The sequence below is a fragment of the Caulobacter sp. AVps18 genome, from assembly GCF_058681425.1.
This window is the reverse complement of sequence record NZ_CM178737.1, coordinates 3047818-3066153: the sequence shown is the minus strand read 5'-3', so window position 1 is coordinate 3066153 and position 18336 is coordinate 3047818. Positions and strand designations below refer to the sequence as shown.

At 65.8% G+C, this 18336-nt stretch carries 17 protein-coding genes, 1 tRNA gene and 1 pseudogene; 6 read left to right on the top strand and 13 right to left on the bottom strand.

Going from position 1 to position 18336, the window contains the following annotated elements; translation table 11 throughout:
• Positions 1 to 209: 209 nt before the first annotated feature.
• From ACW179_RS14085 to ACW179_RS14075, 3 genes are all read left to right on the top strand, one after another.
• Complete coding sequence (locus tag ACW179_RS14085; RefSeq protein WP_492064318.1) at positions 210 to 1736, top strand: circularly permuted type 2 ATP-grasp protein; 1527 nt, start codon at positions 210 to 212, stop codon at positions 1734 to 1736.
• Entirely contained in the window at positions 1733 to 2677 is a 945-nt protein-coding gene (locus ACW179_RS14080; protein ID WP_492060103.1) for an alpha-E domain-containing protein, read from the top strand. Before ACW179_RS14085 ends, ACW179_RS14080 begins: the two co-directional genes overlap by 4 nt.
• Before the next feature lie 72 nt (positions 2678 to 2749).
• Entirely contained in the window at positions 2750 to 3742 is a 993-nt protein-coding gene (locus ACW179_RS14075) for a transglutaminase family protein (RefSeq protein ID WP_492060102.1), read from the top strand.
• A gap of 12 nt (positions 3743 to 3754) precedes the next feature.
• Here ACW179_RS14075 and ACW179_RS14070 read toward each other — a convergent pair whose 3' ends face one another.
• The 4 genes from ACW179_RS14070 to ACW179_RS14055 all read right to left on the bottom strand — a co-directional run bounded on the left by ACW179_RS14070 (position 3755) and on the right by ACW179_RS14055 (position 6880).
• On the bottom strand, positions 3755 to 4774 hold the full coding sequence (locus ACW179_RS14070) for a sulfate/molybdate ABC transporter ATP-binding protein (RefSeq protein ID WP_492060101.1): 1020 nt from the start codon (positions 4772 to 4774) through the stop codon (positions 3755 to 3757).
• A 17-nt stretch (positions 4775 to 4791) separates the two neighbouring features.
• Positions 4792 to 5637 carry a sulfate ABC transporter permease subunit CysW gene (cysW, locus tag ACW179_RS14065; protein WP_492060100.1) on the bottom strand — a complete coding sequence of 282 codons (846 nt, stop codon included), beginning with the start codon at positions 5635 to 5637 and terminating at the stop codon, positions 4792 to 4794.
• A complete protein-coding gene (gene cysT / locus ACW179_RS14060; RefSeq protein WP_492060099.1) occupies positions 5637 to 6509 on the bottom strand; it encodes a sulfate ABC transporter permease subunit CysT in 873 nt (290 codons plus the stop codon). Before cysT ends, cysW begins: the two co-directional genes overlap by 1 nt.
• A 296-nt stretch (positions 6510 to 6805) precedes the next feature.
• A tRNA-Lys gene (locus ACW179_RS14055) sits at positions 6806 to 6880 on the bottom strand.
• Positions 6881 to 7112: 232 nt separating this feature from the next.
• Here ACW179_RS14055 and ACW179_RS14050 point away from each other — a divergent pair.
• The gene (locus ACW179_RS14050; RefSeq protein ID WP_492060098.1) at positions 7113 to 7664 is read left to right on the top strand and encodes a hypothetical protein; all 552 of its coding nucleotides are present in this window, start codon (positions 7113 to 7115) and stop codon (positions 7662 to 7664) included.
• Here the strand turns inward: ACW179_RS14050 and tgt are convergent.
• Positions 7657 to 8769 carry a tRNA guanosine(34) transglycosylase Tgt gene (gene tgt, locus ACW179_RS14045; RefSeq protein WP_492060097.1) on the bottom strand — a complete coding sequence of 371 codons (1113 nt, stop codon included), beginning with the start codon at positions 8767 to 8769 and terminating at the stop codon, positions 7657 to 7659. The genes ACW179_RS14050 and tgt overlap by 8 nt on opposite strands.
• Before the next feature lie 2 nt (positions 8770 to 8771).
• Positions 8772 to 9857, bottom strand: a complete 1086-nt coding sequence (queA, locus tag ACW179_RS14040) for a tRNA preQ1(34) S-adenosylmethionine ribosyltransferase-isomerase QueA (protein ID WP_492060096.1) — start codon at positions 9855 to 9857, stop codon at positions 8772 to 8774.
• Between the two features lie 133 nt (positions 9858 to 9990).
• On the opposite strand from queA, the gene ACW179_RS14035 reads away from it, so the two are divergent.
• Positions 9991 to 10968, top strand: coding sequence for an endonuclease/exonuclease/phosphatase family protein (locus ACW179_RS14035; protein WP_492060095.1), 978 nt, complete (start codon positions 9991 to 9993; stop codon positions 10966 to 10968).
• Between the two features lie 59 nt (positions 10969 to 11027).
• On the opposite strand, the gene ACW179_RS14030 is transcribed toward ACW179_RS14035, so the two are convergent.
• The 6 genes from ACW179_RS14030 to gyrA form a co-directional block, all read right to left on the bottom strand.
• The gene (locus ACW179_RS14030; protein WP_492060094.1) at positions 11028 to 11495 is read right to left on the bottom strand and encodes a peptidylprolyl isomerase; all 468 of its coding nucleotides are present in this window, start codon (positions 11493 to 11495) and stop codon (positions 11028 to 11030) included.
• Between the two features lie 90 nt (positions 11496 to 11585).
• Complete coding sequence (locus tag ACW179_RS14025) at positions 11586 to 12431, bottom strand: peptidylprolyl isomerase (RefSeq protein ID WP_492060093.1); 846 nt, start codon at positions 12429 to 12431, stop codon at positions 11586 to 11588.
• On the bottom strand, positions 12428 to 13258 hold the full coding sequence (locus ACW179_RS14020; RefSeq protein WP_492060092.1) for a peptidylprolyl isomerase: 831 nt from the start codon (positions 13256 to 13258) through the stop codon (positions 12428 to 12430). The genes ACW179_RS14025 and ACW179_RS14020 overlap by 4 nt, the downstream gene beginning before the upstream one ends.
• Positions 13255 to 13380 (bottom strand): hypothetical protein, encoded by a 126-nt coding sequence (locus tag ACW179_RS14015; RefSeq protein WP_492060091.1) that lies wholly within the window; start codon positions 13378 to 13380, stop codon positions 13255 to 13257. The genes ACW179_RS14020 and ACW179_RS14015 overlap by 4 nt, the downstream gene beginning before the upstream one ends.
• 2 nt (positions 13381 to 13382) lie before the next feature.
• Entirely contained in the window at positions 13383 to 13874 is a 492-nt protein-coding gene (gene coaD, locus ACW179_RS14010; RefSeq protein ID WP_492060090.1) for a pantetheine-phosphate adenylyltransferase, read from the bottom strand.
• A gap of 22 nt (positions 13875 to 13896) precedes the next feature.
• Positions 13897 to 16656 (bottom strand): DNA gyrase subunit A, encoded by a 2760-nt coding sequence (gene gyrA / locus ACW179_RS14005; protein ID WP_492060089.1) that lies wholly within the window; start codon positions 16654 to 16656, stop codon positions 13897 to 13899.
• A 123-nt stretch (positions 16657 to 16779) separates the two neighbouring features.
• Here gyrA and sodC point away from each other — a divergent pair, with 123 nt between their 5' ends.
• Positions 16780 to 17316 (top strand): superoxide dismutase[Cu-Zn], encoded by a 537-nt coding sequence (gene sodC / locus ACW179_RS14000; RefSeq protein WP_492060088.1) that lies wholly within the window; start codon positions 16780 to 16782, stop codon positions 17314 to 17316.
• Between the two features lie 68 nt (positions 17317 to 17384).
• Here the strand turns inward: sodC and ACW179_RS13995 are convergent.
• Positions 17385 to 18316, bottom strand: a pseudogene (locus tag ACW179_RS13995) (DMT family transporter).
• Between the last annotated feature and the right edge of the window lie 20 nt (positions 18317 to 18336).

Genomic DNA, 18336 nt, shown 5'->3' with positions numbered 1-18336 from the left:
CACTCCGCCGCTGTCACGGCCCGAAATGCCAACGAAAGCTGAGGCCGCCCGCTTCCCCAGCGCGGCAAAAGGCGCCCAAATGATGAGCAGCCGTGCGCATCGACTCGGCGATGGCGAAAATCGCCGACGACGGACGCCGTGTCGTTCTAGGGTTACACACGGCGCGTTCGACTCGACGTGACCCAAGGCGAACAAGCGTGGATGAAGGCGTGGCGGCGAAAACCCAGGATACTACCGAGGCTCCGACCCTGCCGATGACCGAGGCGGCCTATCTGCCCGGCGTCGCCTATGACGAGATGTTCGCGGCCGATGGCGCGGTGAGGTCGCATTACGATCCGCTGCACGCCCGGATGTCGACATTGGGCGGTGATGAACTGGCCGAACGCCAGCGCACACTGGAAAGATCGTTCCTGCTTCAGGGCATCACCTTCACCGTCTATGGTGCCGAGAACACCACCGAACGGATCATCCCCACCGACCTCTTTCCGCGCATCCTGCCGGCCCATGAGTGGGCGCGGATCGAGTCCGGCCTGACCCAGCGCCTGAAGGCCCTGAACCTGTTTCTGGCCGACATCTATGGCGAACAGCAGATCCTGATGGACGGCGTGGTGCCGCGCGAGCTGGTTCTGGGCGCGCCCTCGTACCGCCGCGAGATGCAGCACCTGTACGTGCCGCACAAGTCATACGCCAATGTCTGCGGCAGCGACCTGATCCGCTGCCAGGACGGCGAGTTCGCCGTGTTGGAAGACAATCTGCGGGTGCCCTCGGGCGTCTCTTACATGCTGGCCAACCGCGACGCGGCCAAGCGCACCTTCCCCGGCACCTATCGCGCTGCCGGCGTGCGCCCGGTCGAGCGCTATCCTGACCTGCTGCTGGCCACGATGAAGAGCATGAGCCCCGAATGGCGGCCCAATCCTCAGGTCGTGGTGCTGACCCCTGGCGTCTACAACTCGGCCTATTACGAGCACGCCTATCTGGCGCGCCTGATGGGCGTACCGCTGGTCGAGGGTCGCGATCTCGTGGTCCATGACAACATGGTCTATATGCGCACCACCACCGGCATTCGCCGGGTGGACGTGATCTACCGCCGGGTAGACGACGACTTCATCGATCCCCTCACCTTCCGGCGGGATTCGTCGCTGGGCGCAGCGGGCCTGTTCAACGCCTATCGCGCCGGCAATGTGGTGATCTGCAACGCGCCGGGCACCGGGGTGGCCGATGACAAGGCCGTCTATGCGTTCGTGCCGGAAATTATCAAATACTATCTGGGCGAGGACGCCATCCTGCCCAATATCGAGACCTTCCTGTGTCGCGAGCCGGCCCAGTTGAGCCACGTGCTGGCCAATCTGGACAAGCTTGTGGTCAAGGCCGTCGGGGCTTCGGGCGGCTACGGCATGCTGGTTGGGCCGCACGCGACGGTAAAGGAGCGCGAGGACTTCGCCGTAGCCATCGCGGCCGATCCCGAGAACTACATCGCCCAGCCGACCATCCAGCTGTCGACAGCGCCCTGTCTGGTGGACGGCCGCATCGAACCGCGCCACGTCGACCTGCGTCCCTTCATCCTGTCGGGCGAAAAGACCATCGTTACGCCCGGCGCCCTGACACGCGTGGCGCTGAAACGGGGCTCCCTGGTCGTGAACTCCTCGCAGGGAGGCGGCTCCAAGGACACCTGGGTGCTAGCCGAGGAAGGCACAACCAACAGCAATGGCCACACGAACGGGAGCCACCGCCCATGATGCTGGCTCGCGTTGCAGACAGCCTTTACTGGCTGGGCCGTTACATCGAACGCGCCGAACACCTCTCGCGGCTGTCCAGCGTGATGCTGAACGCCACGCTCGACCAGACCGACAGCGGCGTGCAGGCCGTCTGGATCGCCCTCTCGGCAGTCGGCGAACCGGAAATGAGCAATGCCGTAGGCTCGTTCGAAGCCGCCGAAGCGCTAGTGTTGGATCGCGCCGACCCCAATTCGGTGGTCTCGTCCTTGGCCCTGGCCCGCGAGAACGCCCGCCAGGTGCGCGACCAGATCACCACAGAGACCTGGGAGCGGCTCAACCTGCTCTATCTCAAGGTCACCGATCCCAATGCCCGCCGCGACTTCGCTGAAGGGTCCACCACCTTCCTGCACGACGTGATCGCCGATCTGCACCTGTTCAAGGGGGCCGCAGACACCACCATGAGCCATGGCGAAAGCTGGCGGTTCATGATGCTGGGCATGTATCTGGAGCGCGCCCAGCTGGTCTCGCGCTTGCTTGAGGTGTGCTTCGCCCAGACCCCGGGCCGGCAGATCAACGACCACATCGCCCTGGTCAGCCTGCTGCGGATGGCCTGCGCGCTGGAACCCTATCTGCGGGTCTATACCGCCGAGATCGAACCGCGGCACATTCTGGAATTCCTGGTCTTCGACGAGGATTTCCCCCGCTCGATCCGCTTCGCCACCGCACAGATCGAGGGCAATCTCAGCGCCCTGGCGCGCCGGGCGGAAAGCGGCGATCGCGGCGGTCCCGAGCGCATTGCCGGCCGGCTGAAGGCCCGACTGCAATATGCCGACATCCACGAGCTGGAAAACCAGGGTGCCGGTGCCCTGCTGACCACCGTCGTCAACGAATGTGCGCGTATCCACGAAGCGATCTACGAGACCTTTGTGGCCTACCCGCTCGAAACACGCCTGCCGACTTAGAAACGGGAGCGTGGCGGCCGAAATCGTCAGTGGTTTCGGCGACCGTCACGCGACCCAATAAGGACTCTACCCGTGCTCCTCGAGATCCGTCACGTCACCCAGTACCACTATGAGCGCCCCGTCCGGGAGAGCCTGATGGAGCTGTGGATGCAGCCCCAGAAGACCGCACGCCAGCGTCTCGTCAGCTTTGAACTGGACATCGAGCCCGCCGCCCAGGTGTTTTCCTACGCCGACAGTTTCGGCAACGCGGTCTATCACTTCGACGTGCCGCAACCGCACGACAAGCTGACCATCATCGCCCGCTCAGCGGTCGAGACCGAAGCGGCGGGTGAGCGGCCAGACGCCCTCGACATGGGCGAATGGAACCGGCTGCGCAGCGAGTTCGTGCGGGGCGAGTGCTTCGACTTCCTGCGCCCGCACGGCTTCGTGCAGACCACCCCGGCCCTGGCGGCGTTTGTCGCCGCACACCAGCTGGAGGATCTGCGCCGCAAGGATCCCCTGACCGCCATGCGGATCCTCTCTGAGACCATCTACAAGGCGTTTGAGTATCAGGCTGGCGTCACCGATGCTGACAGCCCCATCGACCTGGCGTTAGGCGCCGGGCGCGGGGTCTGCCAGGACTTCGCCCACATCATGCTGGCGATCTGCCGCTCCTGGGGCCTGCCGGCGCGCTATGTATCGGGCTATCTGTTCACCGACCGCGAGGCCGGCGACCGCTCTGACCCCGACGCTACCCACGCCTGGGTCGAGGTGTTTCTGCCCAGCCTGCGCTGGGTGGGCTTTGATCCCACCAACAATGTCATGACCGGCGAGCGTCACGTGGCCGTGGCCGTGGGCCGCGACTATGCCGACGTCACGCCCTCGCGGGGTGTCTACAAGGGCGATTCAGACAGCGACCTGGCCGTGGGCGTTTCGGTGCGCCGGGCCCGTGCAGCCTTGGCCGAACCCGAGTTCCTGCGCATGGCTCGCCCCAACTTTGCCGGCGGGCGTCGCCGTCCCAATGACAGCGCCGCGATCCGCCAGGATCTGCATCAACAGCAGCAGCAGGAACAGCAGCAGCAATAGAGGCTGCCGCTTTTAACCCGGATAGACATGCGCCTTGCGGGCCGACAGCTTCACCGAACCCGTGAACTGCTCGGCCTGGTCGCGTGAGACCGTGATATCGATCCGGCGACCGTCGGCCGTCAGTGCGTCCACCGAGGCCAGCGCGCCCTGGATATGGACCCGGGTCACCTGCGCCTCGAAGCCGGCCTCATCCAGAACCAGGTCATGCGGACGCGCAAAGCCCACGGCCTTGCCGTCGGCGAGGCCGGCCGCCGGCAGCACAACGGTGCCCGACGTGAACCGGCCGCCGGCCACGACGCCTTCAAAGCGGTTGGACTCGCCCACGAAGCCGCAGACGAACGGCGAAACGGGCTGGTCGTGAACCTGCTCGGGCGTGCCGACCTGCTCGATCTCGCCCTTGTTGAGGATGGCCACGCGGTCGGCCAGATCCAGGGCTTCTTCCTGGTCATGGGTGACGAAGATGGTGGTCACGCCGGTGGCGTCGTGCACGCGGCGCAGTTCCTTGCGCAGCGACTTGCGCACCGTGGCGTCCAGGGCACCGAACGGCTCGTCCAGCAGAAGCACGCTGGGCTGCACCGCCAGAGCGCGCGACAGGGCCACGCGCTGGCGCTGCCCGCCCGAAAGCTGCGAGGGATAGCGACCGCCCAGGCCGTCCAGCTCGACCAGGCGCAGCAGGTCGTCGACCCGCTTGGTGATCTCGGCCTTGGACGGCTTGTCCTTGCCCTTGCGGACGTCGAGGCCGAAGGCGATGTTTTTGGCCACGGTCATGTGCTTGAACAGCGCATATTGCTGGAACACAAAGCCCACCCGCCGCGCCGCAGCCGAGGCGAAGGTGACGTCCTGGTCGTGGAACAGCACCTGGCCGGCGTCGGGGAACTCAAGGCCCGCAATGACGCGCAGCAGGGTTGTCTTGCCCGAGCCTGACGGTCCCAGCAGGGCCAGCAGTTCGCCATCGGCGATCTCGAGCCCGATCTTGTTCAGGGCCGGATAGCGGCCGAACTTCTTGTCAACGGAACGGATGGAGATGGTCATGGGGTCAGGCGTTCCGATCAGTGACCGCTGCGCCCGCGCACGGCGGGCTGGGCGACTTCGAGCGCGGTCTTGAGGACGAGAGTCACGATCGCCAGCAGGCAAAGCAAGGCGGCGACGGCGAAGGCACCGACGAAGTCATATTCGTTATAGAGGATCTCGACGTGCAGCGGCATGGTGTTGGTCAGGCCACGGATGTGACCGCTGACCACCGACACGGCACCGAACTCGCCCATGGCGCGGGCGTTGCACAGCAGCACCCCATACAGCAGGCCCCAGCGGACGTTGGGTGCCGTCACCCGCCAGAAGGTGTAGAGGCCCGATGCTCCCATCGACACAGCCGCCTCCTCCTCGCTGACGCCCTGCTCCTGCATCAGCGGGATCAGTTCGCGAGCTATGAAGGGGAAGGTCACGAAGATGGTCGCCAGCACGATACCGGGCACCGCGAAGATGATCTTGATGTCGTTGTCGACCAGGTGATCGCCCACCCAGCCCTGCAGGCCAAAGACCAGCACATAGATCAGGCCCGCCACGACCGGCGACACCGAGAACGGCAGGTCGATCAGGGTGATCAGCAGGCTCTTGCCGGGAAACTCGTGCTTGGCCACGGCCCAGGCCGCGCAGAGGCCGAAGACCACGTTGAACGGCACGGTGATGGCGGCCGTCAGGAGGGTCAGCTTGATAGCGGCCACCGCGTCTGGATTGGACACGGCGTCCAGCGCCGGGCCAATACCCTTGCGCAGGGCCTCGGCGAACACCGCCGCCAGGGGCAGGATCAGCACCAGGGCCAGAAAGGCCAGCACCAGGGTGATGATCGTGATCTTCGCCCAGGCGGGATCGTCGGTGGAGCGGCGCGGACCGGCCATCAGGAGAACCTTCTCGCCCAGGCCTGGACGGCGTTGATGATCAGCAACATCAGGAACGAGGCGCTCAGCATGACCACGGCGATCGAAGCGGCCGAGGCATATTCGAACTGCTCCAGCTGGATGATGATCAGCAGAGGCGCGATCTCGGACTTGTAGGGCATGTTGCCAGCGATGAAGATCACAGAGCCATACTCGCCCACGCCCCGGGCGAAGGCGAGGGCGAAACCGGTCAGCCAGGACGGCCCCAGGGCCGGCAGGACGATGCGAAGAATGGTCGAGATCCGTCCCGCACCCAGGCTGGCGGCCGCCTCCTCGACATCATCGGCAAGATCGCGCAGCACAGGCTCGATGGTGCGGACCACGAACGGCAGGCCGATGAAGATCAGGGCTATGGTCACCCCTGTGGCATTGTAGGCGGCCTTGATGCCCAGGGGGGTCAGGTATGCCCCGACCCAGCCATTGGGCGAATAGAGCGTGGCCAGGGCGATGCCGGCGACGGCGGTGGGCAGGGCGAAAGGCAGGTCGACCAGAGCGTTGACCAGTGCCTTGCCCGGAAACTCGTACCGCACCAGCGCCCAGGCGGTCAGCACGCCAAACACGCCATTGATCACGGCGGCGACAAAGGCCGCACCGAAGGTCAGCCTGTAGGCCGCCATGGCGCGCTCGGAAAAGGCGACGGCGAGGAACTGTGAGGGCGACAGTTCCGCCGCCTTCAGGACAACGGCCGACAGCGGGATCAGCACGATCAGCGACAACACCGTCAGGGTGACGCCCAGTGTCACGGTAAAGCCCGGAATCGCCGAGCGACGGCGAAACATCGGCCGTCGGGCGACTGGCCCGGTTCGAATCGCAGCGGCGGTCTCGGCGGTCATGGTCTGATCGTCGTCCTGGTCCGGCGAAGTCCGGGGTGAAACGCGCCGGGGTTCCAAACGGGTCCACAGCGTGCCGAAGCTAGGCAGGTTTAATCCCCACTGGTCTGGTGGGGTCAATTGAGAATTCCGGCGCGAGGGCGCCAGAAAAACTCACGCGCCCGATGGCCAGCGAAACCCGCCCCTCGACAAGGGCATGGGAACTGCAGGTCCAAGGCAAGGATTGTTGGGAAAGGAACACCAGGACAGCCGCGCCCTGTGGATCGCCCGAAGATCGCCACAAGACTGGCGTCAAGGTTTGGTAGGCCGGGTGGGGTTCGAACCCACGACCATTCGATTAAAAGTCGAATGCTCTACCACTGAGCTACCGGCCCGCTCACGACGCGGCGGGAGCCGGTGGGAAGCGGCGCGGAACATAGTCGGGGGTTGGCGCAGCCGCAAGCGCGCTTTCGCCCTCTCCCGGAATAGTCGGCAGCGCTCCAGGCGCGATAGGGTTTTGCAATGCGCATACAGACAATGGCGACCATGATTCTGAGCCTTCTGGTGGTCAGCCAGGTCGCTGAGGCCCAAGAGCAACAGCCTCCCAAACCGCCCGAATCAGAAAAGATGCAGACGACATCGGAGGCGAACCGCGATGGCCTGACCGGGGCCGTCAGCGCCCCGCTACGCGACGTGAACCTCCTGCGCACAAAGATCCCGCCGGTGCTGCTGCACGCGATGAAGGACCCCTATGCGCGGCCGCCTCAGGTCACCTGCCAGGTCCTGATCAGCTTGATCGGTCCGCTGGATGGTGCCCTGGGAGAGGACCTGGACCGGCGGCCGCCAGCAGAAGACGAGGATCTGCTGGATCGTGGACGCAAGGCAGCCGGAACGGCCGCTCTGGGTGCCGTGGCCAGCGCCGCCCAGGACATGATTCCTTTCCGGGGTTGGGTGCGCAAACTGTCAGGCGCGGAGGCCCATGACCGGCTGGTGCAAAGCGCCCTCGCCTCTGGCGTGGTGCGCAGGGCCTATCTCAAGGGCCTGGGCGAAGCGCGAGGTTGCAATCCGCCCGCCACGCCGCAGCATCGGCCCGACCCGCCGCCAGTCGTCGTCGATCCGGGCATGCCGCCGCCCGTCGATCCCGACGGCCCGCGCAAGCCCCGCTTTCCGATCAAGTAGCCAGGTGACGGGCGGCGAAGTCGCGGCGGAACTGTTCGAAGCGCCCTTGCGCTATCGCGTCGCGCATGGCCGCCGTGAGGGCCTGGAAGAAGGCGATATTGTGCCAGGACAGCAGGACCTGCCCCAGGATCTCCTCGGCCTTGAACAGGTGGCGCAGATAGGCCTTGGAATAGTCGCGGCTGGCCGGACAGTCGCTGGCGGGGTCCAGCGGCGTATCGTCCTCGGCATATTTGGCGTTCTTGATGTTGATCGCGCCGTCCCAGGTCCAGGCCTGGCCGTGACGGCCTGAACGTGTGGGCAGCACGCAGTCGAACATGTCCACGCCTCGGGCCACCGCCTCGACCAGGTCGATGGGCTTGCCCACACCCATCAGATAGCGCGGCTTGTCACGGGGCAGCAGGTCGGGCGCATAGTCCAGCACCTCGCACATCGCCGCATGCCCCTCGCCCACCGCCAGGCCGCCGATGGCATAGCCGTCAAAGCCGATGTCCTGCAGGCGCTGCGACGACTCGCGCCGCAGGTTCTCAAAGGTCGAGCCCTGCTGGATGCCGAACAGCACCTGAGTATCGCGCGTGCCGAAAGCGGCCTTGGAGCGCGCGCCCCAGCGCGCCGACAACTCCATACCTTCGCGCGCCCGCTTTTCTTCGGCGGGCCAGGCCACGCACTCGTCCAGTTGCATGACGATATCGCTGCCAAGCAGGTCGGCCTGGATCTCCATCGACCGCTCGGGGCTCAGCACATGCTTGGAGCCGTCGATATGGCTGGCGAAGGTGACGGCCTCTTCAGTGACCTTGCTGATCCCCGAAAGCGACATCACCTGGAAGCCGCCGCTGTCGGTGAGGATCGGCTTGTCCCAGCGCATGAACTTGTGAAGGCCGCCCAGGCGCTTCACCCGCTCGGCGGTCGGTCGCAGCATCAGATGATAGGTGTTGCCCAGGATGATGTCGGCGCCGGTGTCCTTCACCTGGTCAACGGTCAGGGCCTTGACGGTGCCCGCCGTGCCCACTGGCATGAAGGCCGGGGTGCGGATATCGCCGCGCGGCGTCTTCAGAACGCCCGTACGCGCCTTGCCGTCGATGGCTGAGATCTCGAAGGGAAAGGCCATGCTCAGGTCTGGTCCGGGGCAGCGCGAAACAGCAGCGAGCTGTCGCCATAGGAATAGAAGCGATACCCCGTCGCGATGGCACGCTCATAGGCCTCGCGCATGGTCTCCTGACCGGCAAAGGCGCTGACCAGCATGAACAGGGTCGATTTGGGCAGGTGGAAATTGGTCATCAGCACGTCGGCCGCTCGAAAGCGATAGCCGGGCGTGATGAAGATGGCGGTCTCGTCGGCGAAGGGCCGGATGACGCGATCTTCGCCCGTGGCGCTTTCCAGCAGACGCAAGGATGTGGTGCCGACACAGACGATGCGGCCGCCGGCGTCGCGGACGGCGTTCAGGGCCTCAGCGATCTCTATGCTGACCTCGCCATATTCGGCATGCATCCTGTGCTCGGACACCTCATCAGTCTTGACCGGCAGGAAGGTGCCAGCGCCGACATGCAGGGTCACGAAGTGCAGCGACACGCCCCTGGCCTTCAAACGCTCCAGCAAATCGGGCGTAAAGTGCAAGCCCGCCGTCGGCGCGGCAACCGAGCCGTCCTCGCGGGCATAGACGGTCTGGTAGTCGGCGCGGTCGCGGTCATCCTCGGCCCGCTTGGCGGCAATATAGGGCGGCAGCGGCATCTCACCGTGCTGGGCGATGCCGACATCCAGGTCCGCGCCCGACAGGGCGAAGGCCAGCATCACCTCGCCGCCCTCGCCTTTCGACACGATGGTCGCGGTCAGGGCACCGTCGACGCCAAAGGCCACGGGATCGCCGACCTTCAGGCGCTTGCCCGGCCGCATGAAGGCGCTCCAGCGATCGGGCGCCATGCGGCGATGCAGGGTGGCCTCGACCTGCACCGGGGCACCGTCGCCGCCACCCGTGGTCCGCGCCGCTCGGGTTCCCATCAGCCGCGCGGGGATCACCCGCGTGTCGTTGAACACCAGGGCGTCGCCGGGTTGCAGGAAGTCGGGCAGGTCCGACACCACATGGTCCGCCACATCCACGTCGGGACGTACCACCAGCAGGCGCGCGGAATCGCGGGGTTCGGCCGGACGCAGGGCGATGCTGGTCTCGGGCAGGACGAAGTCAAAGTCGGAAAGGCGCATGGGGCGGTTTCAAGGACACGGCCGGCGCCTCAGGTCAAGACTTTGGCCCGGCAGATGGGCAAACACACCCGGTTTGATGGTCGGAGCGCGCGCGGTCATCCCCGCGACGCCGGGGGCGTGCTAAGTCCCGCACATGGATCTGATCCTTCGACTCATCAGCCTGCTCTTTCGGGGCACAGCGCTGATGCTGGGCCTGGTGGGCCTGGCCTTCGCGGCTGCCTGCCTGGGCGGATCGTTCAGCGACAGGCTGGACGCCCTTTCCCACTTCGCCCCGCTGTGGCTGGCCATGGGCGTCGGCGCAGTGGTGCTGGGCGTGGTGTCGGCCCGCCAGGGCGAGCGCTGGGCCATAGTCGGCCTGGGCCTGGCCACGGTGGCCGCCTGCAGCGTGCTGATGGGCCCCGAATTGCTGGCCGCCGCCCGCTTCAAGCCGCTGACGCCCCGCGACGGCGACCTGAAGATCGTGCAGTTCAATATCTGGCACGACAACCGCACGCCCGACAGGACCCTGCGCTGGCTGATCGAGCAGGACGCCGACATCCTGATCCTCGAAGAAGGCGGCGGAACGTCCACCCCGGTGATCGTGGGCCTGAAGAAGGTCTATCCGTTCGTCATCTCTTGCAACGGCCGTCGGGCCTGCGACTCATGGATCCTCAGCCGTAAGCCGATGGTCGCGGCAGGCGGCATGTACCGCCAGGGGCAGCGTTTCGCCGGAGTCTGGGCCACGATCGATGATCCCAAGGGCGACTTCACGGTGATCGGCGCACACTATGTCTGGCCGGTGCCGGCCGGCCCGCAGCAAAAGCAGGTGAAGCTTCTGGCCCGCACGGCCAGCCAGTTCGACAAGACCGGATTGATCGTTTCCGGCGACTTCAACTCCACACCCTGGTCATTTACGCTGAAAGATCAGGACAAGGCCCTGGGCATCCCGCGCCGCACCCTGGCCGTGCCGTCGTGGCCGGCGGGGAAGTTCTCGCGCCTGCTCAACGCCCCTGTTCCGTTCCTGCCCATCGACCATGTCTATGCGGGGCCATCGTGGACCACCGTCAGCGTTGAGCGCGGCCCCTCCCTGGGCTCGGATCACCGGCCCATCGTCGTGCATCTGCGGCGATAGCGAGCAGCAAAAAGGCCCCGGATCGCTCCGGGGCCTTCTGTTTTGGACTGTGCCTGCGATCAGGCGTCAGCAGCGATCTTGGCGCTGACGATCTTGCCCGGGCTGCGCGGCGGCTCGCCCTTGGGCAGGGCGTCGACATTGTCCATGCCGTCAGCGACCTGGCCCCAGACGGTGTATTGGCCGTCGAGGAAGGTGGCGTCGTCCAGGCAGATAAAGAACTGGCTGTTGGCCGAATTGGGATCGGGGGTGCGGGCCATCGAGCAGACGCCGCGCACGTGAGCTTCCTTGGAGAACTCGGCCTTGATGTCCGGCTTGTCGCTGCCGCCACGGCCGGTGCCAGACGGATCGCCGCCCTGGGCCATGAAGCCAGGGATCACGCGGTGGAAGACCACGCCGTCATAGAAGCCCTCGCGGACCAGTTCCTTGATGCGCTCGACGTGGCCGGGCGCCAGGTCGGGACGCATTGTGATCGTGACCGGACCGCTCTCGAGGGTCAGGATCAGGGTGTTTTCGAGGTCGGCCGACATGGTCATTCCTTGGATGTCGAAAGGTACGGCCGCTTCTAGCGCGGTTTCACAACGCGTGTGAACCGCGTTGGCGCCCGAAACGTCCTGACCTCAGCGAACCTCGACCGGGATATCGAGATCACAGACCGAGAAATCCGCGCCCTTCAGGGCCCGGATACGCTTGGTCTCGGCGGCAAACCAGGCGCCCTTGGTGTCGATGACCCGCACCTTGGGGCGCTCGGCTTCGGGGATGTCCGAGAGCATTCGCACCTTGTCCATGCGGTCCTGCGGCGCGGCCACGGGCTCGCCGGTCTTGATGGCGCGGACGGCGTCGATGCCGCTAATCACCCGGCCAAACGCCGTATAGCGCTTGTCCAGCGACGGATAGGGCTGGCGCATCAGGAAGAACTGGCTGTTGGCCGAGTTATTGTCGTCGTCGCGCGCCATGCCGACCACGCCCGGGCAATAGGTTCCCCAGGCAGCGACCTTGCCGTCGGTCGTGACCTCGTGCCAGCTCCAGTTCTGGCTGACGACCGGGAACGCGCCGATCAGCCCCACTTCCAGCCCCGCCGGCGCCGCCACGGGCGTGAACGGAATGGCCGCATCGCGGCGGAAGGTGAACTCGGCCTTCAGGTTGGGCTTTTCGGTCCCGCCGTCGCCGGTGTCCTTCGGGTCGCCCGTCTGGGCCATGAAACGGTCGATGACCCGGAAGAAGGTTCGGCCATCATAGGTTCCGGCCTTGGTCAGCTCCTGCAGGCGCGCCACGTGGCCGGGCGCGACGGCAGGAACCAGTTCGACCAGAACGCGGCCCTTGCTGGTGTCGATCACCATTACCGTATCGGCCGCTGGAACCCTCCAGTCGGACTCGGCGGGCTTGGCCGGCTTGCTGGCGGCGAAAGCAGGACCGGAAACGACCACGAGGATCAGCCCGAGGGCCAAAGCGCGCTGGATCATCATTTCACCTGTACGGGGATTTCGACATCGCAATTGGTGAAGCCGGCGCCCACATCGGTCCGGCGCTTGGCGATGAGGGCGGCGAAGGCCGCGCCCCGGGTGTCCATCACCTGGACGGACGGACGCTTGTCGGCCGGCAGGTCGGCCAGCAGGCGCACGGTCAGCATCCTGTCCTGAGGATCGACCACAGGCTCGCCCGTCTTGATCGCTCGCACGACGTCCAGGCCCGACAGCACGCGGCCAAAGGCGGTGTAGGTCTTGTCCAGCGACGGATAGTGCTGGCGCATGAAGAAGAACTGGCTGTTGGCGCTATCGGGATTGCCCGCGCGGGCCATGCCCAGCACGCCGGGACAGAAATTGCCCCAGGCCGCCACCTTGCGGTCGGCGGTCATCACCGCCAGGGCCGAAGGCTGGCTTGTCACCGGCAAGGCACCGACAAAGCCCGTCTCGTTGCTGCCCGCCTTGCCCGGCGCGCCCAGTGGCACGCTGGCGTCGCGACGGAAGGTGAACTCGGCCTTCAGGTCAGGCTTGTCCGAACCGCCGGTTCCGGTGTTCTGCGGATCACCGGTTTGGGCCATGAAGCTGTCGATCACCCGAAAGAAGGTCAGGCCATCGTAGAAGCCCGCCTTGACCAGCTCGCGCACCCGCTCAACGTGGGCCGGCGCGGCCAGGGGATCCAGCTCGGCTATGATCCGGCCCTTGTTCGTCTCGATCACCAGCAGGTTCTGCGGATCGGGAACCCGCCAGTCAGGGACTGATGCCGGCGCGGTCTGGGCGACGGCGGTGGAGGCCAGCAGCGCCAGGGCGGCGACAGAATAGACGAGCTTCATGAAAGTCCCCGAAAGAAAGCCACGGCGGCGTAGAACGCCGCCGCCCGCGCGGCAAGCCCGGCTGCGAGTCCGGCATCGTTGAAGCTGAACATTTCAACCGGATCACGGCCGAGGCGCTTCAAGTTCAGGCTTTGCGAAGTTTGGAGACCAGTTGTTCGCCCACGCGCACCGGCACGAACTTGGAGATGTCACCGCCCAGGGCCGCGATCTCCTTGACCAGCCGCGAGGCAATGGCCTGGTGGCGCGGATCGGCCATCAGGAACACCGTCTCGATCTCGCGATCCAGTTGCTGGTTCATGGCGGTCATCTGGAATTCATATTCAAAATCAGCCACCGCCCGCAGGCCGCGCACGATCATCTGAGCTCCGACCTCACGGGCGAAGTGCATCAGCAGGGTATCGAACGGCCGAACCTCGATCACCGCCGTCTTGGACAGGTGAGCGGTTTCCTCTTCGAGAATCGCCACCCGCTCCTCCAGCGAGAACAGCGGACCCTTGCCGATGTTCACCGCCACGCCGATCACCAGCTTGTCGACCAGCTTCACGGCCCGACCAATAATGTCGAGATGGCCGTTAGTGACCGGATCAAACGTTCCGGGATAGAGCCCGACCCTCATGCAACCCCCTGCGTTTCAGCGCCTACGGGGTCTCGTCCGCCCCGCTTTGATCGCCTGTTTCGTCGGCGTCGCCGCCACCGGCGTCGGCCAACCGCTCCACACTCACGACATGCTCGTCTTTCGCGGTGCGGAAGACGGTTACGCCCTGAGTATTCCGCGCTGCAACACGAATTTGCGCGACGGGGCAACGTATCAACTGTCCAGCGTCTGTCACCAACAGGATTTCATCGCTGTCGTCGACCGGGAACGAGGCCGCCAGGCGGCCGCCGCGCTTGCTCAGGTCCTGGGCTGTCAGCCCCTGCCCGCCCCGGCCTGTACGGCGATAGTCATAGGCGCTGGTGCGCTTGCCAAAGCCTTCAGACGAGACCGTGAGAATGAACTCCTCAGCCGCGCCCAGCTGGGCGATTCGCTCAGGCGTCAGGCTGGCCTCGCCGACGTCCTCGTCGGCCTCTTCCGGCGCCGGGGCATCGTCGCCCTCTTCGCCGGCCGCGCGCAGCATGGCGCGCGAATGTTTGAGATAGGCGGCGCGCTCGGCCGGCGTGGCGTCGACGCCGCGCAGGATGGCCATCGAGATGACGCTGTCGCCCTCGGCCAGCTTCACACCGCGAACGCCGGTCGAATCACGGCTGGCGAACACGCGCACCTCATCGGCCGAGAAGCGGATGCAGCGGCCCACCGAGGTGGTCAGCAGGATATCGTTTTCGGTCCCACAGACGCCGACGCCGACAATGCCGTCGCCTTCATCCAGCTTCATGGCGATCTTGCCGTTGCGGCGCACGTCGACGAAGTCGCTCAGCTTGTTGCGACGCACGCTGCCCGAGCGCGTCGCGAACATCACGTCCAGGCGGTCCCAGGTGCTTTCGTCTTCCGGCAGGGTCAGGATCGAGGTGATGGTCTCGCCCGGCTCGATCGGCAGCAGGTTGACGAACGCCTTGCCGCGCGAATTGGCGGCACCCAGCGGCAGCCTCCAGACCTTCAGCTTGTAGACCTTGCCGCCCGAGGTGAAGAACAGCAGCGGCGCGTGGGTCGAGGCCGAGAACACGCGGGTGACCGCATCCTCGGTCTTGGTCGCCATCCCCGACTTGCCTTTGCCGCCCCGGTGCTGGGTGCGGTAATTGGCCAGCGGCGTGCGCTTCACATAGCCGCCCATGGTGACGGTGATGACCATGTCCTCGCGGACGATCAGGTCCTCGTCTTCCACGTCGGCGTCGCCGTCGACGATCTGACAGCGGCGTGGCACGGCGAACTTGTCGCGCACCTCGACCAGTTCCTGACGAACCACGGCCATGATGTTGGCGCGGTCCGAGAGAAGCTCCAGGAAGCCGCGGATGGCTTCGGCCAGGGCCTGCGCCTCGTTGCCGATTTCCTCACGGCCAAGGCCGGTCAGGCGCGACAGGGTCAGGGCCAGGATGGCGCGGGCCTGCTCGTCGGTCAGGCGGATCAGGTCGCCCTCTTCCTTGAGCGTACGCGGATCGGCGATCAGCTCGACCAGCGGCAGCATGTCGCCGGCCGGCCAGGCCCTGGCCACCAGACGCTCGCGCGCCTCGGCAGGGTCCTTGGACGAGCGGATGATGTGGATGAACTCGTCGATATTGGCCACGGCGATGGTCAGGCCGACCAGGACGTGGCCGCGATCGCGCGCCTTGCCCAGTTCGAACTTGGTCCGCCGAACCACGACCTCCTCGCGGAACTTCACGAAGATATCGACCAGCTGGTACAGGCCCATCTGTTCAGGGCGCTTGCGGTTCAGGGCCAGCATATTGACGCCGAACGAGCTTTGCAGCGCCGTGAAGCGGTAGAGCTGGTTGAGGATCACGTCACCCGACGCGTCGCGCTTCAGCTCCACCACGATGCGCATGCCGTCGCGGTTGCTCTCGTCGCGGATGTCGCTGACGCCCTCGATGCGTTTGTCACGCACCAGTTCGGCGATGTACTCGACCAGATTGGCCTTGTTCACCTGATACGGGATCGCGGTGATGACGATCGCCTCGCGCCCGGCGCGGATCTCTTCCACAGAAGCAATGCCGCGCATGATCACCGAGCCGCGCCCGGTCAGCAGGGCCTGACGTGGGCCGCTGCGGCCGATGATCTCGCCACCGGTCGGGAAGTCGGGCCCCGGCACCAGATCCAGCAAGGTTTCGACGCTCACATCGGGATCGTCGATCATGGCCAGGCAGGCGTCGATGACCTCGCCCAGATTGTGTGGCGGGATGTTTGTGGCCATGCCGACGGCGATGCCGCCTGCGCCATTGACCAGCAGATTCGGAATCCGCGACGGCAGGACCGAAGGTTCCTGCTCCTTGCCGTCATAATTGTCCTGGAAGTCGACCGTGTCCTTGTCCAGGTCGGCCAGCAGGGCAAGCGCCGGCGGTGCCATCCGGCACTCGGTGTAGCGCATGGCCGCGGGCATATCGCCGTCGACCGAACCGAAATTGCCCTGGCCGTCGATCAGGATGAGGCCCATCGAGAAGGACTGCGTCATCCGCACGAGGGTGAAATAGATCGAGGAGTCGCCGTGCGGGTGATACTTACCCATCACATCACCGACCACACGGGCCGACTTCACATAGGAGCGATCCGGCGTATGCCCTTGTTCGTGCATGGAAAACAGCACGCGGCGGTGAACAGGTTTCAGGCCGTCTCGCGCGTCCGGCAGGGCGCGGCTGACGATCACGCTCATCGCATAGTCGAGGTACGAACGACGCAGTTCGTCCTCGATAAAGATCGGGGCGATATCCCCTCGCGGCCCTTCGGGAGGGGTAGTGATTTGATCGTCGCTCAAGGGGATTTTTCGCCGTCAGAATCGGACACGGAACTGTCCTAAACTGTTAGCATTCCCACTGGGTCGGCGCCACCTTTCAGGGACGGCCGCTCCTCCCGCCCGCTTGTTTTTGAAGGATTTCCCATGCGCTCCTCCCTCGCCGCCGCCGCTTTCGCGATCGCCTGTCTGGCGACCGCAGGAGCCGTCTCAGCACAAGTCGCAGGCGGCCAGAGCGCCACTGCGACGATCAAGGCCGGTGACGGCAAGGACCTTGGCGTCGCCAGCCTGGCCGAGGGGCCGCATGGCGTGCTGCTGAAGGTGGAACTGAAGGGCCTGACGCCCGGCTGGCACGGCCTGCATTTCCACGAAAAGGGCGATTGCGGCACGCCTGACTTCAAGTCGGCCGGTGCCCATGTTCATACGACGGCCACCGTGGTCCACGGCCTGCTCAATCCGGCCGGCAACGACAACGGCGACCTGCCCAACATCTACGCCGGCCCGGACGGCACCGCCATGGCCGAGCTCTATTCGCCACTGGTCTCGCTGAAGGGCGCAGGTGGCCGCCCCGCCCTGCTCGACGCCGACGGCTCGGCCATCGTCGTCCACGCCAACCCTGACGACCACAAGAGCCAGCCCATCGGCGGCGCCGGTGCCCGCGTGGCCTGCGGCGTGGTGAAGTAAGGCCGATACCACCGGCCCCCGGGGCGATGTCCCGGGGTGCCCTTTTTGAACGCAGCAGAACGCGGCACCTAGACCGGGTCGACCACCACGACCTTACCGCGCTTCTCCGTCAAAGCGACCAGCGCCACCCCGGCCATGGTCGCGGCCCCGCCGATCAGCAGTTGCGGCGTGAGACGATCGCCCATGAACACTATGCCGATCGTGCAAGAGACAAGCGGCGTCAGCAGAAAATAGGGCGTCACCCGGCCCGCCTCTCGCCGCTGGACCAGCCAGAACAGCAGGGCGCTGGCCCCGATGGTCGAGACGATGCCGGCGAAGGCCACGCACAACCAGGCAATCAGCGGCGCACTGGTCACCCGCTCGACCACCCGAGGCTCGAAACCAAAGGACAGACCGATCAGGATGGGGGCCGCGAACAGGGCTGTCATGCCTTGAACCTTCAAGGGCTTAACACCTGGCGTCATGCGCACCAGCACAGTCGCCACCGCCCAGGCTCCGCAGGCCAGCACGATCAGCGCCACAGCCGGCAGGTCGCTTCCCCCATGCGGGTCCAGGCTCATCCAGGCCACGCCGACAAAGGCGATCACCAGGCCAGCCACCGCCGGCCAGCGCATCGTCTCGCCCATCATGCGCCAGGCGGCTATGGCCGTGAACGGAATCCACAGTTGGCTGGCCACGACCAGCGGGCTCAGAGACTGGCCCAGGCCAAAGGCGATATAGACTAGGGCGAAATGGATCGGCCCGGACAACAGGATGATCGCCAGCAGCTTTTTCGGCTCGGGAAACGGCGGCTTGATGAACGGAAACAGGAACAGCAGGGCCAGGGCGAACCGCAGCCCCCCCACCATCATGGGCGGCAGATGCTCGGTCGCTACCTTGGCGGCGGCGTTGTTCAGGCCCCAGGTCAGGATGATCCCCACGATGGCGAGGCGTTCCAGGCCGGAAAGGGGCGACTGCGAGGACATGGCCCGCTTGGACCAGACCCCGCCGCCGTGGTCAATCTAGAGGGGGGGCAATCAA

Excerpts from the sequence above, each read along its gene's own strand:
- ACW179_RS14080 (WP_492060103.1), top strand. The coding sequence starts at position 1,733 with ATGATGCTGGCTCGCGTTGCAGACAGCCTTTACTGGCTGGGCCGTTAC.
- ACW179_RS14070 (WP_492060101.1), bottom strand. The coding sequence starts at position 4,774 with ATGACCATCTCCATCCGTTCCGTTGACAAGAAGTTCGGCCGCTATCCG.
- cysW (WP_492060100.1), bottom strand. The coding sequence starts at position 5,637 with ATGGCCGGTCCGCGCCGCTCCACCGACGATCCCGCCTGGGCGAAGATC.
- cysT (WP_492060099.1), bottom strand. The coding sequence starts at position 6,509 with ATGACCGCCGAGACCGCCGCTGCGATTCGAACCGGGCCAGTCGCCCGA.
- ACW179_RS14050 (WP_492060098.1), top strand. The coding sequence starts at position 7,113 with ATGCAGACGACATCGGAGGCGAACCGCGATGGCCTGACCGGGGCCGTC.
- tgt (WP_492060097.1), bottom strand. The coding sequence starts at position 8,769 with ATGGCCTTTCCCTTCGAGATCTCAGCCATCGACGGCAAGGCGCGTACG.
- queA (WP_492060096.1), bottom strand. The coding sequence starts at position 9,857 with ATGCGCCTTTCCGACTTTGACTTCGTCCTGCCCGAGACCAGCATCGCC.
- ACW179_RS14035 (WP_492060095.1), top strand. The coding sequence starts at position 9,991 with ATGGATCTGATCCTTCGACTCATCAGCCTGCTCTTTCGGGGCACAGCG.
- ACW179_RS14030 (WP_492060094.1), bottom strand. The coding sequence starts at position 11,495 with ATGTCGGCCGACCTCGAAAACACCCTGATCCTGACCCTCGAGAGCGGT.
- ACW179_RS14025 (WP_492060093.1), bottom strand. The coding sequence starts at position 12,431 with ATGATGATCCAGCGCGCTTTGGCCCTCGGGCTGATCCTCGTGGTCGTT.
- ACW179_RS14020 (WP_492060092.1), bottom strand. The coding sequence starts at position 13,258 with ATGAAGCTCGTCTATTCTGTCGCCGCCCTGGCGCTGCTGGCCTCCACC.
- coaD (WP_492060090.1), bottom strand. The coding sequence starts at position 13,874 with ATGAGGGTCGGGCTCTATCCCGGAACGTTTGATCCGGTCACTAACGGC.
- sodC (WP_492060088.1), top strand. The coding sequence starts at position 16,780 with ATGCGCTCCTCCCTCGCCGCCGCCGCTTTCGCGATCGCCTGTCTGGCG.